Source organism: Flavobacterium sp. Leaf82 (genome assembly GCF_001422725.1).
GTDB lineage: Bacteria > Bacteroidota > Bacteroidia > Flavobacteriales > Flavobacteriaceae > Flavobacterium.
Map to the genome: position 1 here is coordinate 327,874 of NZ_LMMA01000023.1, position 18,088 is coordinate 345,961.

The window sequence follows — 18,088 nt, forward strand, 5'->3', positions numbered from 1 at the left end:
TTAAAACTCCTTTTAAGGAAAAATCAATTTTATACTTGCCATTAAAATTACAACACCCAAAACCATTTTTAGTGTTCTGTTAGAAAAATATCCACTTCCGTAAAATCCGCCTAAAACTCCTCCAACAACTGCAATAGGAACTAAATAAAAACTCTCTATCGGAATCATTTTTCCTCCTAAAAAGAATCCTAACATTCCTGCAGATGAATTTACAAAAATGAACAAACTTGATATTGCTGCGGATTCTTTAACATTTGCCCAGCCTAAAAACAATAATATCGGACTTAGGATAATTCCGCCGCCAATACCTAACATTCCGGACAATAATCCTATTATAAATCCTATTGCCAATGCAAATGGCAGTTTAATTCCGACTGCTTCTTTTTCTTTAAAATTGAATATCCCAAACAATCTAAGTGCTGCAAAAACCAATACAAGACCTAAAATAATTTTATAAATCGTATTGTCTAAAGTCACAAAACCACCAATAAACGCGGCAGGAACTGAGGCAATGGCAAACGGATAAAAAAGCTTTGGTTTAAAATAATTCATTCTGTAATAAAACAAAAACGAAATACTGGATACAAATAAATTCAATAACAGCGCCGAAGGTTTCATAATCGACACCGGAAAAGCAAAAATTGTCATCAATGCCAAATAACCTGATGCCCCGCCATGACCTACACTAGAATACAAGAAAGCAATCACGATTAAAGCGAAGCTGAATAATACAATATTTTCGGAACTAAGAAGGCTCATAATTTTTATTTCAGGTTTTATTTTTTGTTTCAGGTTTCAAGTTTTCCTTGTTTCACGTTTAAGCTATATGTTTAAATTTACATACTGCCTTTCCAACTTTTTACTGAATTCTCTTTATTCTATTCTCTTTATTCTATTCTCTATATCAAAAACTAATCTATTGGCAAAAGAGTAACCAATTGTCCTTTTTTTATAGTTTCTACATCATGAGGAACTACTAATAAACTATTGGCAATTGCAAAAGTATTGAGCATTGCTGAACTCTGCCCTTCTAAAACCGTAACATTAGTTTCATCATACAACGCTTTTAAAAATAATGTTTTTCCTGTTGTATTGGTAACCGGATCATTTAACTTTCGGAGCATTTTCTTTAAATGAATATCAGAAAAGCCCATTCTGTTTTTGATTGCCGGATACACATAAATATAAAAATTCGTTAATGACGAAGCCGGATTTCCTGGCAAAGCAAAAACCAAGGTTTCATTTTTAGAGCCAAAAAACATTGGCTTTCCGGGTTTCTGATTGATTTTATAAAAAAGTTGCTGTACTTCATTTTCAAGCAAAGCTTCTTTTACAAAATCATAATCCCCAACAGAAATCCCACCTGAAATCAATACAATATCATATTTCTTTAAAATTTCTTTTAATGCCTTTTTTGTTGCTTTTAGATTATCTTTTACTTTGTAAACCTTCGTTTTTTTAATTCCGATTGTCTGAAGCCCAGCTTGCAACATCACTGAATTGCTTTCGTAAATTTTTCCTTTAGACAGTTTTTTACCGGGTTCTACCAATTCATTTCCTGTGACTAAAATAGCTACTTTAGGCTTTTTATAAACTTCGATTTCAGTGATTCCTAAACAGGCCAAAAAACCAATTGCTGCAGGTGTAATCAAGGTATTCGCATCAAAAACAATTTCTCCTTCACCAATTTGTTCTCCTTTTTTGCGGACATTTGTATGTTTTTCCGGCATTCTGGTAATCAAAATCGAATTTTCATTAGCCATCACATGTTCCTGCATAACCACAGTATCAGCATTATCCGGCACATGTGCACCTGTAAAAATCCGTACTGTTTGGTTTTCTTTGAGTTCTGTTTTCGAATGATCTCCCGCCTGAGAAATTCCTACTATATCATATTGATGTCTTTCACTATGAATAAAAGCATAACCATCCATTGCTGATTGGCGAAATGGCGGCATTGCAATGGGCGAATAAATAGTTTCTGCTAAAATATATCCCAATGATTTATTCACTTGAATTTTCTGAACTGGCATTCGAGTGCTATTCTCTTCAATAATTGATAAGGCTTCTGCGACTTGGATCATGGTTGCTATTTTATACAAGCAAAAAACACTTATTACAAATATAAGTACTTTTACTTAGTTTTAATCATTAATAATCTAAAAATTTTAAAGAATATAAATTTAAGCTTAATTCTCCATAAACTTCCAGAAAAAGTGATAAATAGCCTTGTTTGCCTTTTTTAATGATGGTTTTTTAAATTTTTTCTTTTAAAATTTCCTGTTGGCAAATAATACATCCATGCAAATCCAATAAAAAATAAGATTGCCGAAGCTATAAAAGCGGGCAATAATATTTCTTTATTATTGTCTAAAGCATTGTTTAAGGAAGCATATAATAGCCAAATTTGAATACTCACGTTTAAAATTAAAACAAAAATGAGTGTAGAAAGTATGTTATTAAGCTTATTAGGATTTGCGCTGTTCTGACTTCTTCTAAATGTGCTCATTGATATGAATATTGGATTTATAAATAAATGTCTTTTTTTTCTATTAGTGCTTTTACGTATACGCCGTTGTCTTTAAAAAACACATCTAACTGTGGCAAAGCTCTTGGCGGTGGTCCTGCAATTACATCTCCCGTCATGGCATCAAATGAACCTTCATGACACGGACAATGAATTATTCCGGTCCCGGGTTTGTAGAATACAGAACAGGAAAGATGGGTGCATTTTTGCTCATAAGCCCTGAAATCACCACTTTCGAGATGAATCAATATATATGGAATTGTACTTCCCTCTATTACAAAACCTCTCGTTCCTCCTACCGGAATTTCTTCTTTATTACAAATAAAATGTTCTCCCTGAACGCCTTCTTTTGGCAGTAAATATGCTTTGGCAGCAACAAAACCGCTTCCTACCATTAATCCTCCGGAAACAAAAGTCAGGAATTTAGCAAAATCACGACGGCTTACCTGAGTTGATTCTTGTTTTTTTATTGGGAAATCCTTTTTCCAGTTTTCATTTAAATTATCTTCTTTTGACATGGATATAGATTTAATATATTCTTAATTCTTTACTTCCTTTTGGCATCATAATATTCACTTTGGTATTTACCGTTTCTTTCCCAAAGATAAAAGTGTTTATTGGTGAACTGTTTGGTCTCATTTCTTCGATTTCAGCTCTTGTTCCGTAAAATAAGGCGCCGCTGGGACAAACAGTTGCACACATTGGTTTTTTACCCACACTGGTTCTATCGTAACACATGGTACATTTCATCATCAAATCGTACTCTTCCATCTTTTTTGGAACACCAAACGGACATGCCATTACACAATTAGAACAGCCTATACATCTTTCTGTATTTGCTGTATGCACAACTCCAAATTCGTCTTGCGAAATCGCATCAGCGGGACAAACGTTTGCACAAACCGGATCTTCACAATGCATACAAACTTGTACGGTGGTTTGAATTGTAGAAGACCGTTCTACATAATTTACACTTATTAGCGATTCCTGCCCGTTTGTTTCACATTCTGCACATGCCATTTCACAAGCTTTACAGCCAATGCAACGTTGCAGATCTACAAAAAACTCTTCGTTTTTATTGAAATTAGTTAAATTCATCCTTTCCTTTTTTATAGATTAAACACTTGCATAAGCTTCAGATTCTTTAGATGGCGGTGCAATTATTCCTTGCGGATCTAATAAACACGCACAAACTTTAAATTCAGGTATTTTAGAAACAGGATCTAAAATTCCGGTTGTAAGTTGATTTGCTGATTTGGCTCCAGGCCAATGATAAGGTATAAATACCGTGTCTTTTCGGATAGTTTCTACAATATTGGCCGGAAAAATTCCTTCGCCTCTACGAGTTGCTACTCTTACCAATTCTCGCTGTTTGATTCCATATTTTAAAGCCAGTTCCGGATGAATTTCTAACATAGGTTCCGGAAACTGATCTACCAGTTTACCAATTCTTCGTGTTTGTGTTCCGCTTAAATACTGTGAAACTACACGCCCTGTTGTAAGCGTTATAGGATATTCATGATTGGTAATTTCTCCCGGTTCTCTGTAAGGAGCAGGATTAAAGTGCGCTTTTTTATCCGGAGTTGCAAATACTTTATCTTCCCATAATCTGGGTGTTCCAGGATGATCATCTGTTGGACAAGGCCAGAAAACGCCCATATTGTCTTCTACTTTTTTATAGGAAATTCCAAAATAATCTGCCGTTCCGCCTTTTGATGCTACACGCAATTCATTAAATATGGCTTCACTGTTTTCATAGGCAAATTTATCTTCTTCGCCCAGTCTTTTTGCCAGTTCTAAAAATATAGAAGTATCCGTTCTCGCATCTCCCGGAGGGGTTACTGCCTGACGAATTCTGATAACACGACCTTCTGCAGATGTTGTTGTTCCTTCTTCTTCTTCCTGCAAAGATCCTGCAAGAACAATATCTGCATGTCGTGCGGTTTCATTCAAAAAGAAATCGATACAAACGTAAAATTCTAATTTTTCGAGTGCAGCTCTAACATAATTATTGTTTGGAAGCGAAACCAGCGGATTAAAACAAATAGAAATCAATCCTTTGATTTCTCCGCTATGTATTGCTTCTATGATTTCGTAAGCGGTCAATCCTTTTCCGGGCATATCTTTTTCATCGATTCCCCAAACTTCAGAAATATATTTTCGATGTTCCGGGTTTTCGATATCTCTGTTTCCGGGTAATTGATCACATTTATGTCCGTGTTCCCTGCCTCCCTGACCGTTTCCTTGTCCGGTTATTGTACCGTAACCACAATATGGCCTGCCAATTCTTCCGGTTGCTAAAACAAGATTTATACAACCTACAACATTGTCAACTCCTTTTGAATGATGCTCGATACCACGGGCATGAAGTAAAAAGCTTGTTTTTGCTTTTCCCCATAATTCGGCAGCTTCCCTAATTTTATTTTTGTCGATACCAGTAATTTCTTCTGCCCATTCTAATGTGTAATCTTTTACAGCATCGATTGTTTCCTGAAAGCCTGAGGTATAATTGTCTATAAAATCATGATCCAGCATATCGTGATCAACCAAATATTTAAGCATTGCGCCATATAAGGCAGAATCTGTTCCAGGTTTTACATCTAAATGAACATCTGCAGTTCTTGCCAACGGGATCATTCTGGGATCGATAACAATTAATTTTGCTCCACGATCTCTGGCTTTCCAGATCCAGTGCGTTAATGTTGGGAAAGTTTCACTAATATTTGCGCCTGCAACGATAATTACTTCGGCATATTCTAAATCAGAATAATTATTTGATGCACGATCTAACCCGAAAGCCTTTTTATTTCCGGCGCCTGCACTTACCATACAAAGTCTTCCGTTATAATCCAGATTTCTTGTTTTTAATGCTACTCGTGCAAATTTTCCAACCAAATAACTTTTCTCATTGGTTAGTGAAACTCCGGATAACATAGAAAAGGCATGTTTACCATATTTTTCCTGAATACGTTTTATTTCAGATACGGTTTTATCCATAGCTTCATCCCAGGAAACTTTTTCGAACCCTTTTCCTTCTACTCTTTTTATAGGATGTAAAAGTCGGTCCGGATGATTATTTTGCAGATATCTCTGAACACCTTTTGGACACAAACGCCCTTCATTAAAAGGAAATTCCATCCATGGTTCAAATCCTACTACTTTATTTTCTTTAACTAATAATTGAATCCCACATTGCATCCCGCAAAAACAACAATGTGTTTTTACCACTTCATCCGGTTCATCTCTACCTACGTAACCATCTTTTGGTGCATAATTTAAATTCGGTCCAAAATCTTCAATAATCTTTTCAGTTGATACGGGTAATTTTGCCATTTCTTATTTTATTTCAGGTTTTCTTTGTTTCAAGTTTTCTTTGTTTCAAGTTTCAGGTTTGCTTCCCTAATTCGGCTTTCAGCCTTGGGTCAGATTATTATAGGTTGTCTATAAACTACAGTTTACACAAAGTGTGAACTTGAAACCTGAAACAAAAGAAACCTGAAACTTTTTATTTTATCCAAATAAGCTTCCACCACTATCTAATCTTGCTTTTAGGTGTGCTTTTGCCAAACGGGAGCGTTTTCCTTCCGGGCTTAAATCTAGGTGTGAAGTTCCATCTTCATGGGTAAAGTCAAAACCCAATTGTTTGGTAACAATTTTCAAGTCGTTTATATGAAGTTGTGTAGCAAATTCTTCTCCGGTATGCGGACAAACTGCCATTCCCAGCTTCATACCTTCTTTTTTATAAATATGGGCTCCAATTTGTGCCGGACGCTGAATAATGTGAAAGAATTTCCCAAACGGAATCCATATTAAAAACATGATTACGGTTACAGCATGAATTACGGCTAAGAAATCATACGCAAATCCTTTCATGAACTGATATGAATAGGTAAGACATAATCCTGTAACTGATATTGCTATTAGTAAAATAAGCGGCAGCAAATCTCCTTCGAAGGTTTGGGTGGCTATTAAACCCGGATTTGTCAATCGTCTTCTTAAATAATATACAGACCCTAATATAACCAGCCACGAAGACCAGTTTAAGGCATGAAAAATTAAGAATGCCAAGAAGGAACCTATTTTGAAATCCATCATTTTAAACCCAAAAAAATGAGCTTCGTAAATCGATATTGAATTTGGCGCCAATGTAAAATGAATCCATCCAAATGTAAGCGGAATGGTTATGGCAAATGCAGATAAACATCCTAATGCAATACAAAAATGGGCTGCCCAACGGTATTTACTTCTGGGATAAATGAATTTTTGAACTACTATATTTCCAACTGTTTCTTTACCTAAAAAGAATAAATGTGAGAATAACTTTCCTGTAAACAGAAATTTAAGACTTCGTTTGAAATACATCCACGTAGGCGGACGCTGCAACCAAACGGAATAACGATAAACAATCCCGAAAAAAGCGAATATTGTTCCGAATAAATAAGTAACAAGGGCTGCGTCAAAATTTTGCAATTGTCTTGATCCGTAAAATACAAGCACAATAGTTAGTGCAGAGACCAGAGTTGCAACAAGTAAAGCTTTGGTATTAAATGTTTTATTTTTCATCCTTAATTTTAATTTAATGATTACTCCTTAACTTGGTTTCTCACAACCTTTACGATTATAGAACCACCAATTGATACCTGTAGCTAAAATAGCGAAAAAAGCAACACCTATAAAGAATTGATTTACAGTACCATTAGAAGAAAGATTATTTCCTATTAATTTAGAAAATATAAATGGTCCAAATGCTGCAATTGCTGCTGTCCACCCTATAACTCCAGCTGCCTGACGTTGATTTTCTGCAAAAATAATTGGATATTGTCTAAATGTTCCTGCGTTTCCAATTCCTGTAAAGAAGAACATTCCTAAAATAACCGCTACAAATAATGGAAATTGATCCATACTTGTTGGCGCTACTAATCCCTCTGTAACTAAAATTACAGAACCTGCCAAGATTCCTAAACCGGTAATTGTCGTAAGGATTGCGCCACCTACTTTATCAGCAACAAAACCAAAAGCAATTCTGCTTGCAGATCCAATCAGCGGGCCATAAAAAGCATACACAAGCGGATCCGGTGCATTGGGAAAATCACCATATAAAAACTTAATCATTAATGGGAATGCCGCAGATAAACCTGCAAATGTTCCAAATGTCATTACATAAGTAATTGTACAATACCACGTATGTTTATTAGAAAAGATGTCCATTTGTTCCCTGATGGATGCTTTCATAGGAATACTTCTTAAATAAACCCAGCTTATGATAGACAATATAATTAAGAAGGGAACGTACCAAAATGCAGCTGACTGCAGGTAAATTTCTTTGTTACTCACAGCTGTATTATCCGGACTTATATCATTAAGTATTTTTTCTGCCAGTTTTGGATTTGCATTTGCAACAGCCTTTGCTTTCATTTTTACTGGCAATGAGGTAAAAATAGCTACTTGATTATCTGATTGTATTGCTGTAGCAACAGAATCAATTACTTTTTTATTTACGTTTGATAATATTTTAGTCTGTACATCAGAACTAAGAGCTGCAAAAACTTCTTTTTGTTTTTGGATAGTCGAATTCTCAAAAATTGTTACTGTTTCCTTTGGGTTAATGCTCGTAAAAACAGATGCTGCTCCGTAAATTCCAACGCTAATAATTAAGGGGGTTACAAATTGAGCTACTGAAACTCCAAAATTTCCAATTCCGGCCTGAATACCAAGTGCCGTTCCTTTAAGTCTTTTAGGAAAAAACAAACTTGTACTTGGCATGTATGAAGAGAAATCCCCTCCTCCAAAACCAGTTGTAAAAGCTAATAATGCAAATACCCAAAACGGAGTATTTATATCCATTACCGCAAAACCAATACCTATTACAGGAATTAATTTAATAGCTGTAGCAAAAGAAACAACATGTCTTGTACCAAAAATGGGTAATATAAAAGTATGTATGATTCTCAAAAATCCTGCTGCTAATCCGGGAATCGCTGTTAACCAGAAAAGTTGATCTTTAGAAAAATTAAATCCCAATCCGGGTAATTTAACAGCAATAACACTCATCATAAACCAGGAGGCAAATGACAAGATGAGCGTAAGAGTTGTGATCGTTAATGTTTTCCATGCAATTTTACTTCCGGCAGAACTCCAATACGCTTCATCTTCGGGTTCCCATTTGTCTAACCAAGTTTTCATATATGTATATGTTTTAAATTATTTGTTTTAGTGATTGTCTTCAATATCTCTTGTAAAATTTGGAGATTTTGTTCGCATGACATTTATAATAGTTCTGTGCATCCAGAGTAAACACAGAATTGAGATTATGAAAATAAATATCCATGAACTGGTCCAGAGACCGGTATAATTAAGGAGATACCCAAATATAATTGGACCAACAAAACCTCCCAATCCACCTATTAAACCAACCATTCCGCCCACAACTCCTACTTCATTAGGAAAATATTCCGGAATATGTTTGTAAACTGCTGCTTTACCAATTCCCCATGAAATACCAATAAGAATCACCAGGATTACGTAAACCCATAGATTAGCACTAAACTTAATTTGTGTTACACCCTGAGCCAGTAATTCTTTCTTTTTTACTTGTTGGTTTTGTTTTACTACAATTTCCTGCCATGAATTTTTTACTGGAAAAATAGCTGTTTCATGATCTTGAGAATTTTCTTTTTGGCTGATAGTATGTACTTTACCATTAATAACTATTGCATTTGCAGAAACTTCTGTAACTATACCGCTATTCGTTGCAAGAACTCCGGGTCCTGCGGTAAAAATTTCCATTTTTGGAAACATTAATAAAAAGCTTATTACGATTGATGAGCCTAAAACCCAATACATTACTTTTCTGGCTCCAAATTTATCCGACAAGTATCCTCCAAATGCTCTGATAATTCCGGAAGGTAAACTAAACATTGTAGCAAACATTCCTCCCATTACCAATGAAGTATGGTATACATTCATGAAGTTGGGAACGAGCCATTGCGAATAGGCGACAAAACATCCAAAGACTAAAAAATAATAAGTTCCAAATCTCCAGACCCTGACATTTTTAAGAGGTGATAATAACTCTGTCATTGTTTTTGAAACTCCCGGATTAGTTTTGTTTTTAGCAAAAACAACAAAAAGAATTCCTATAAGTACTAAAACAGCGGCATAAATGACCGGAAGTAATTTCCATCCGTTTTGCGGATCTGATTCTGAGAAGTTGTTTAATAAAGTTGGTGCAATAAAAGTAGTAATTGCGGCACCTGCATTTCCCATTCCGAAAATACCCAACGCTCTGCCTTGCCAGTTTTTAGGATACCAAATCGAAGTATATCCTATTCCTACCGCGAAACTGGTACCTACAAGACCAAAGAAAAAACTTAACACGGCAAAGCTCCAGAAAGAATTCGCAAAAGGTAGAAGAAATAGCGGAATCGAACACAAAAACAATAAAATAGAAAATATAATTTTCCCTCCATATTTATCCGTTAGAATACCAATAGGAAGTCTGAAGATGGATCCTGATAAAATAGGAATTCCTAAAAGCCAGCCTGTTTCAACTACTGTAAAGTTAAATATCCCTTTATCTACCAAATAAGTAATCAAAACACCGTTTAAAGTCCAGCAAGCAAAGCATACTGAAAAAGCCAGCGTATTTAAAAATAAAATCCTGTGTGATTGAGATAGATTATCCATATAGAAATATTAAAAACATCTAATTTTAGATTTATCGAGTACTAAATTCCTCAATTGAACACAAAATTAAACCGTTAGATTCTTACAAAATATGATATATATCATACTAAAGACTTTCTTGTCTTTTTTATACAAATCAATAATAAGTGCTTATAAAATAGATAGTTTTAACCAAGATAAATATTACATTACAGACAGCGACTCTGCCTTTTTAAAGTAATTTGTAAGAATAATTGATTTATATGTTTTTTGAGATTATGGATCTTAAGCCATTAGAGAAATAGTGTTGTGAATTATTTTAGATTTAAGATTTAACACAATAAAAATAGGAAAAACATCAAAGCTAAATAATTAATTACTAGTTATTTACATTAAAACACGAAAGTATTTTCTTTCTAAAATGATTAACCCCTTTGTTTATATGGCTTTTAGCCTGCTATTTTTCTTATAAAATTTATACCTTAAAAAATGTTTTAGGAATACATTTTTTGGTTTTTAATCCTAAAATGTTGTTTACGTGACGTTTTTGCATTGATTTTCAAGTTGCTAAGTTTTTTCAAATTAAAAAATTAAGTATAAAATACTACATTTTGGGTAATTTTACAATCCTATTTTTAACATTTGTTTGATTTTTAAAAGTATACAAAATACTGATTTTCAACATATTAAATACTAATAAAATCACTTTATTCTAATTCTGTTTAAAAAAAACGAACAAATTTTTGGATTTTATTATATTAAAATTAACTTTGTCTATAGGATTAGTAGAGTATAAAAATATTTGAAACCATAAAGAATTATATTTTGAAAACAACCGAAAGCATATCGTATTACATTCTTCCTAAAAAATATACTTATAACAATTTTTGTTATATGTGCTTCTGTTGCTAATTCTTAGCTTTTTCGTTTGCATTCGGTTCTCCTTTATATCGAATCGATAAAAAAACGAATCTTTAAAAAACACATCACAAGATTTACTTATTGAGATTACAAAAAGTCTGTTTGATACATTAATTGCATCGAAAGGATTGCTGAAACTATATCTATAAATTAAAAAAGAATAACTAATAACTAAAAAAACTAAGATGAAAAATATGCAAAGTTGTTGCTGTAAATAAAAAAAGCCATTTCTGCGGCAACAGAAATGGCAAGGCTTAAAGAACATTTATCACTAAATCAAGGAAAACACGAGAGAGTTGAAAATTCAACTTTCAAGGTGCCTTGTTAATTACTTAAAACCAGTACAAAGAAATGAAAAAAAATTTAAACATATACTCATTGCTTTTTATCCTGTTATTATCAGCGGGAATTAATGCCCAGAATACCACTCCTCTCATACAATCTAAACTCGATGGAACTGTGGTAGATGATATTACAAATCAACCTATTATAGGAGCTTCGATAAATATAAAAGGTACAACTCATGGGGTTGTTACAGATGCTGAAGGAAAATTTTATTTTCAAACCGGTCAAAAATTACCATATACTTTAATTGTAAGTTACATTGGATATAAAAAAGCAGAAGTCATAGTTGATAAAAATCCTGTAACAATCCACCTGAAAGAAGAACGTCAGGAATTAGATGAACTTGTGGTTGTAGGTTACGGTTCTCAAAAAAGAAAAGACATTACAGGTTCTGTAGCATCGGTTCCTAAAGCCAATTTATCTCAGGTTACCTCATCTGCAGATAATTTATTAAGAGGAGCAATTGCCGGAGTGGTAGTTACACAAAGTTCCGGTCGTCCCGGCGCTTCTTCAAGTGTTCGTATCAGAGGTGGAAACTCGATTACAGCCGGTAACGAACCTCTTTATGTAGTCGACGGAATCCTGATTTACAATGATAACAATAATAGTTCTGCCGGAGTTTCGAATGCCGGTGCATCTGTCAATGTATTGTCTACAATAAATCCTGCTGATATCGAATCGATTGAGGTATTAAAAGATGCATCAGCTACTGCTATATATGGATCTCGAGGTGCAAATGGTGTTGTAATTATTACTACCAAAAAAGGAACAAAAGGACAAGATAACATTTCGTATCAGGGTTATTTTGGATTTCAGGATGTTTCAAAAAAATTACATTTAATGAATGCCAGTCAATGGGCAAGCTTACGTAATGATGTTCAGGCAAGTATTGGTCAGGCACCGGCTTTTTCTGCTGATCAGATAGAGGCTTTGAAAACGTCCGGAGGTTACGACTGGCAATCTGCACTTTTTAGAACTGCAGCTCCGGTTCAAAATCATCAATTGTCATTTTCAGGCGGCGACGAAAAATCGAGATATGCTATTTCTGCAGGTTATTTTCAACAAGACGGAATTGTAATTGCATCAGATTTCAAACGAATTTCTCTTCGTGTTAATTACGAAAGAAATTATTCTCAGGCTTTTAAATTTGGTGTGAATGCTAATTACAGTAATTCCGTTTCAAATGGAGTGGGAACAAATGGCGGTTCTTCTGCCGGAAGATCTCCAAGCCCTTTGGTTGTTGCTTTATACCAACCGCCTGTTGTACCTATTAAAAATCCTGACGGAAGTTATAATCTAACAAATAATCCTTACTCAACTGCTGTAAACGGAATCATAGCAAACCCTATTAATGATCTGGTTAGTACAACAAATGAGACTAAAATAAATAGAATTTTGACAAGTTTATTTGGTGAATATAAAATAACCAAAAAACTTACTGCAAAAGTTGCCGTTAGTGGGGACGTAATTAATACCAAACAAAATTATTATGCTCCGGCTACTACTACATCCGGTGCAGGAACCAAAGGATTAGCATCTGTTGGGGATCGATTGGTAAGTTCTGTATTGAATGAAAACACATTGAACTACAATACTACTTTTGGCGAAAATCATAAATTCTCTGCTTTAGGAGGTTATACGCTTCAATATACTCAGGGTGAAGTTGTAAATGCAGGTGCCAATACTTTTGTAAATGATGCTAATACTTACAACGCTTTGCAAGATGGTGTGCCGGTAAAACCTTATAGCGATGCATTCGAAAGTGTACTAAAATCATGGTTAACGAGAATAAATTATTCTTATAAAGGAAAATACAATTTTACACTATCGGCACGTGCAGACGGTTCGTCAAGATTTGGTTCTGAATCTCTTTGGGGATATTTTCCTTCAGCAGGATTTTCATGGAATATTACAGACGAAGACTTTGCAAAAAATATTAAAGGTGTAACCGAAGCTAAACTTAGAATTACAGCAGGAACAACAGGAAATCAGGAAATTGGAAATTACCTTTCTCTTGCCTCTATGGGTTCTGTAAATTATGCTTTTGGAGGTACATTACAAACCGGTCTTGCTCCTACCCGATTAGCAAACCCTGATTTGAAATGGGAAAAAACAGATCAGTATAATGTTGGTTTAGACTTGTCATTATTAGACCGAAAAATCAATTTTGTTTTTGATGTGTATTACAAGAAAACAAATGATTTATTAATCAATGTTCCAGTGCCGTTAACTTCGGGATATGCTACTGTGCTTCAAAATATTGGTGGTGTTGAGAATAAAGGTATCGAAATTGGTCTGACGACAGAAAACCTGAAAACAGAAAATTTCTCGTGGAATTCGAATATTGTATTTTCAGCAAACAAAAATAAAGTTGTTTCGATAGGAAACGGGGTTGATCAGTTTTTTCCGGTAGTACCAAATGGTTCTTTATTGCAGCAACAACCAGTTACAGTAAAAGTAGGGTTACCATTAGGAACTTTCTGGGGGTACAAAACAAATGGTATTTTCCAGACTCAGGAAGAAGTAAATACACAACCTAAAATAAACAGTTTAGCCAATACAAAAGTTGGTGACAGAAAATATGTAGATACAAACGGTGATGGCGTAATTACAGCTCTTGACAAAGGTAATCTTGGAAGTTCCCAGCCCAAATTTGTTGGAAGTTTCAGCAACACAATTTCTTATAATGATTTTGATCTTAATTTCTCTTTCCAGGGATCTTACGGAGGAAAAATCTTCAATGCATTAAATCAGCAATTAGAAATTTCTACACTTGGAACAAATGCTAACGTAACTCTTGAAGACCGCTGGACACCAGCAAATCCAAGTAATGAAATTCCAAGAGCTACAAGTTCACCGCTAGGCATTGTATCTGAACGTTATGTAGAAGATGCTTCTTTTTTAAGATTAAAATTGATCACTTTAGGGTATACATTACCTAAAAGCCTTTCTTCAAGACTTGGTGCAAAGAGTATTAAATTCTATGTCTCTGCAGAAAATTTAATTACATGGACAAAATACACTGGTTATGATCCAGAGGTAAGTTCATACGAACAAAACAATTTATATCCGGGAATTGACTTTGGCTCATATCCAAATTCTAAAACATTCATTTCCGGTCTGAACATAACTTTCTAAGTAAAAAAATATACCATGAAAAAGATTCTATTAACAATTATACTAAGTGCCGGTTTATTTGCATCGTGCACAGATCTGGAGGTTACACCAACCTCTTTTGTAACCGAAGACAACTACTTTAAAACCCAGGACGATGCTATTGCGAGCGTAACTGCTGTTTATGCTTCATTAAGTCTGGACCCGGGAGAACAAAGTTTATTTGGCAGAAACTTGTATTTTTTAACAGATATGGGTTCTGATTATGCAGCCGCAGGAGTTTCTGCAACAAATCCTCAGGTAAGAGCAATGAGCGCTTTAACGCACGATGCTACCAATGACCGTGTTCAGGTGGCGTGGCGCCAAATTTATAATGGAATAAACAGAGCCAATGTATCCATAGATAATATTCCTAAAGTAGCAGGAACAGAAGCTGTTAAAACAAGATTGATCAATGAAGCAAAATTTATCAGGGCCTTATTGTATTTTCAGGCAGTTCGTTTGTGGGGCGGAGTTCCAATTGTTTTACATGAACCAACTTCTATTCAGGTAGAAAGTTTAAAATCAAAAAGAGCAACTGTAGACGAAGTTTATGCACAAATCATTACGGACTTAAAAGACGCAGAAAACTTACCATCGACTTATGCTTCGACAGATGCCGGACGTGCTACATCCGGAGCTGCAAAAGCAATTTTAGCAAAAGTTTATCTGACTAGAAAAGATTATCCAAATGCCATTTTAAAAGCCAGAGAAGTAATCAACGGCGGTTATGGATATGCTCTTTTTGAAAGTTTTGGAGACATATTCGCAAAAGCTAAAAAAAACGGAAAAGAACATATTTTCTCTGTTCAGTTTGAGCCAAATCAGGCAGGAAACGGATCAAGCGGAAGTACGTTTCAATCTACTTCATTTACTGGATTCACTGCTACAGAACCTGCAGATATTATCTCAGACGTAGCTCAGTTCTATGATATATATGCCGCTGGAGATACCAGACGAGATGTAAGTTATGCCAAGACATTACCAATTCCGGGAACGACAAATACGTATACATTTCCTAAACCAATTTTTAAAAAATACCTGGATTTAACCAATCTGGCAACACCCGGAAACGTAGCAATCAATTTTCCAATTATTCGTTATGCCGATATTTTATTGTCTTTAGCAGAAGCGATAAACGAGCAGGGAACGCCAACGCCTGAAGCTTATGAATTGATTAATCAGGTAAGACGTAGAGCTTTTGGAAAACCAATTGCCACGCCGGATGCAACTGTAGATTTAGTTGGATTAACACAAACCACTTTTAGAGCTGCTATTCAGGAAGAACGCAAAAAAGAATTTGTTCAGGAAGGACAACGCTGGTTCGATTTAGTTCGTTGGGGAACTCTGGTTACCGAGGTTAAAAAAGTAACCGCCAAAAACTCAGTTTCCGAAAGAAATAATTTATATCCAATTCCGCAAAGCGAAAGAAATATTGATCCTGTAGGGTTACCACAAAACCCTGGATATTAACATAAACCACAACCAAAAAACTAGAATTATGAAAAATTTTAAATTTAACAGTACAATCAAAAGCTCGCAAAAAGGGCTTTTGATGACTGCATTGCTTGTTGTACAATTCGGTTTTGCACAAGATAAAAATGTAGAATTCAAAGGTGTAGTTGGTAAAACTCTAGCCGATTCTAAAGAATATTGGCCGGATCCTGTAAAAGCTCCCGCGGGTGCCCCAAATGTGATCTGGATCTTATTAGACGATGTAGGATTTGGAGCTTCAAGTGCTTTTGGAGGTTTGATTCAAACTCCAACTTTCGATCAATTGGCAAACAACGGTTTACGCTATACCAACTTTCATACAACTGCTATTTGTGCTCCTACACGTGCGGCATTATTAACCGGTAGAAATTCAGGTAAAGTACACGTAAGCGGATTTTCTCATACTATTTTATCTGCAGGTTTTCCGGGTTGGGATGGCAGGATTCCGTCAGATAAAGGAACGGTTGCAGAGATTTTACGCGAGAATGGATACAACACTTTTGCCGTTGGTAAATATGGTGTAACTCCAGATGAAGAAGCTACAGATGCCGGACCATTTGACAGATGGCCAACCGGAAAAGGATTTGATCATTTCTATGGCTTCTTAGGTTCACAAACAGATCAGTACAATCCTGATTTAGTAGAAGACCAGACGCATATAAAACCAGACGGACGTCATTTAAACGAACTTATTACGGATAAAGCGATTAGTTTTATTCAAAGACAACAAAAAGCAGCACCGGGAAAACCTTTCTTCTTGTATTATGCACCCGGAGCAGCTCATGCACCTCATCAGGTGGCTACAAAATGGAGCGATCCTTATAAAGGAAAATTTGACAAAGGCTGGGATGCCTATCGTGAAGAAGTAATTGCAAACCAAAAGAAGCTAGGCGTGATTCCTGCAAATGCTGTATTACCGGAGCGCAACCCGCTTATTACAGACTGGAAAAAACTTACTCCGGAACAAAAGAAAGTGTATGCTCGTTTTATGGAAGTTTATGCCGGATTCCTAACATATACAGATTCTGAAATTGGAAGAGTTGTAAACTATCTAAAAGAAAGCAATCAGCTGGAGAATACTGTGATTTTTGTTGCAATTGGCGACAATGGAGCCAGTAAAGAAGGAACTACTGAAGGAACAATTAACCAAAGTTTATTTTCTCAGGGAACATCTGACGACGAAAACCAAAAGAAAAACTTAGCGAATATCGATGAAATTGGTACTGCAAAAGGTTTAAACACCAATTATCCTTTGGGATGGGCGCAGGCAACAAATGTTCCTTTTAAAAACTGGAAACAAGATGCACAATCTGAAGGCGGAACTCACAACCCGTTGATTGTTTATTATCCAAAAGGAATTAAAGAAAAAGGCGGAATCAGAAATCAATACAGCCACGTAACAGATTTATTACCTACAACACTGGATATTGCAGGAATTAAAGCTCCGGAATATATCAAAGCAGTTAAACAAGACGCGATACAAGGTTCGTCTTTATATGCTTCTTTGAATGATGCCAAAGCAGAATCTTTACACAAAATCCAGTATTACTATATTTTTGGAAACAGAGCTATTTATAAAGACGGATGGAAAGCCGGAGCAGCACATTTACCGGATTCATTTGCCGTAAAAAAAGCTTTGGGCAAAAATGAAAAACCTGCCGAAAGCAATTTTGATACGGATGTTTGGGAATTATACAACCTAAACGAAGATTTTAACGAACGTAACAATCTTGCCAAAAAATATCCTGAAAAATTAGCTGAGCTGCAAAAATTATTTGATGAGCAAGCCAAAGAAAACAATGTTTATCCGCTAATTGACTGGCAGGATGTATACAACAGAAGGATTCACAATACAGGAGCAGACAAAGGCAAAACGTTACAGGATTTAGTAAAACAAGTTACTAAAGGCGGAGACGCTGGAAGCTCTAAATAATCTTTTAGAAGAACATTTCTAGAAGAAAATAAATAAAAACCGTCAGAGCT

The 18,088-nt window shown here is 35.2% G+C and carries 12 protein-coding genes; 3 read left to right on the plus strand and 9 right to left on the minus strand.

Going from position 1 to position 18,088, the window contains the following annotated elements; all coding sequences use genetic code 11:
* Positions 1 to 12: 12 nt before the first annotated feature.
* The 9 genes from ASF10_RS13820 to ASF10_RS13860 all read right to left on the minus strand — a co-directional run bounded on the left by ASF10_RS13820 (position 13) and on the right by ASF10_RS13860 (position 10,213).
* Entirely contained in the window at positions 13 to 759 is a 747-nt protein-coding gene (locus ASF10_RS13820) for a sulfite exporter TauE/SafE family protein (protein WP_056250188.1), read from the minus strand.
* Between the two features lie 152 nt (positions 760 to 911).
* Positions 912 to 2,084 (minus strand): gephyrin-like molybdotransferase Glp, encoded by a 1,173-nt coding sequence (gene glp / locus ASF10_RS13825; RefSeq protein WP_056250190.1) that lies wholly within the window; start codon positions 2,082 to 2,084, stop codon positions 912 to 914.
* A 158-nt stretch (positions 2,085 to 2,242) separates the two neighbouring features.
* Positions 2,243 to 2,509, minus strand: coding sequence for a DUF6755 family protein (locus tag ASF10_RS13830; protein WP_056250192.1), 267 nt, complete (start codon positions 2,507 to 2,509; stop codon positions 2,243 to 2,245).
* Positions 2,510 to 2,526: 17 nt separating this feature from the next.
* Positions 2,527 to 3,045 carry a ubiquinol-cytochrome c reductase iron-sulfur subunit gene (locus ASF10_RS13835; protein ID WP_056250193.1) on the minus strand — a complete coding sequence of 173 codons (519 nt, stop codon included), beginning with the start codon at positions 3,043 to 3,045 and terminating at the stop codon, positions 2,527 to 2,529.
* A gap of 10 nt (positions 3,046 to 3,055) precedes the next feature.
* Positions 3,056 to 3,625 carry a 4Fe-4S dicluster domain-containing protein gene (locus ASF10_RS13840; protein WP_056250195.1) on the minus strand — a complete coding sequence of 190 codons (570 nt, stop codon included), beginning with the start codon at positions 3,623 to 3,625 and terminating at the stop codon, positions 3,056 to 3,058.
* Positions 3,626 to 3,643: 18 nt separating this feature from the next.
* Positions 3,644 to 5,860, minus strand: a complete 2,217-nt coding sequence (locus tag ASF10_RS13845; protein WP_056250197.1) for a molybdopterin oxidoreductase family protein — start codon at positions 5,858 to 5,860, stop codon at positions 3,644 to 3,646.
* A 177-nt stretch (positions 5,861 to 6,037) separates the two neighbouring features.
* Positions 6,038 to 7,090 carry a hypothetical protein gene (locus ASF10_RS13850; protein ID WP_056250199.1) on the minus strand — a complete coding sequence of 351 codons (1,053 nt, stop codon included), beginning with the start codon at positions 7,088 to 7,090 and terminating at the stop codon, positions 6,038 to 6,040.
* Between the two features lie 27 nt (positions 7,091 to 7,117).
* Positions 7,118 to 8,710 carry a magnesium transporter MgtE N-terminal domain-containing protein gene (locus ASF10_RS13855; RefSeq protein ID WP_056250200.1) on the minus strand — a complete coding sequence of 531 codons (1,593 nt, stop codon included), beginning with the start codon at positions 8,708 to 8,710 and terminating at the stop codon, positions 7,118 to 7,120.
* A 27-nt stretch (positions 8,711 to 8,737) separates the two neighbouring features.
* Positions 8,738 to 10,213, minus strand: a complete 1,476-nt coding sequence (locus ASF10_RS13860) for an MFS transporter (protein ID WP_056250202.1) — start codon at positions 10,211 to 10,213, stop codon at positions 8,738 to 8,740.
* 1,251 nt (positions 10,214 to 11,464) lie between these two features.
* Between ASF10_RS13860 and ASF10_RS13865 the strand changes: the two genes are divergently transcribed.
* The 3 genes from ASF10_RS13865 to ASF10_RS13875 are packed head-to-tail and all read left to right on the plus strand — an operon-like array spanning position 11,465 to position 18,038.
* Positions 11,465 to 14,596 carry a SusC/RagA family TonB-linked outer membrane protein gene (locus tag ASF10_RS13865; RefSeq protein ID WP_056250203.1) on the plus strand — a complete coding sequence of 1,044 codons (3,132 nt, stop codon included), beginning with the start codon at positions 11,465 to 11,467 and terminating at the stop codon, positions 14,594 to 14,596.
* 15 nt (positions 14,597 to 14,611) lie between these two features.
* Positions 14,612 to 16,084, plus strand: coding sequence for a RagB/SusD family nutrient uptake outer membrane protein (locus tag ASF10_RS13870; protein WP_056250205.1), 1,473 nt, complete (start codon positions 14,612 to 14,614; stop codon positions 16,082 to 16,084).
* A 28-nt stretch (positions 16,085 to 16,112) separates the two neighbouring features.
* Complete coding sequence (locus tag ASF10_RS13875; RefSeq protein ID WP_056250207.1) at positions 16,113 to 18,038, plus strand: arylsulfatase; 1,926 nt, start codon at positions 16,113 to 16,115, stop codon at positions 18,036 to 18,038.
* Positions 18,039 to 18,088: the final 50 nt, after the last annotated feature.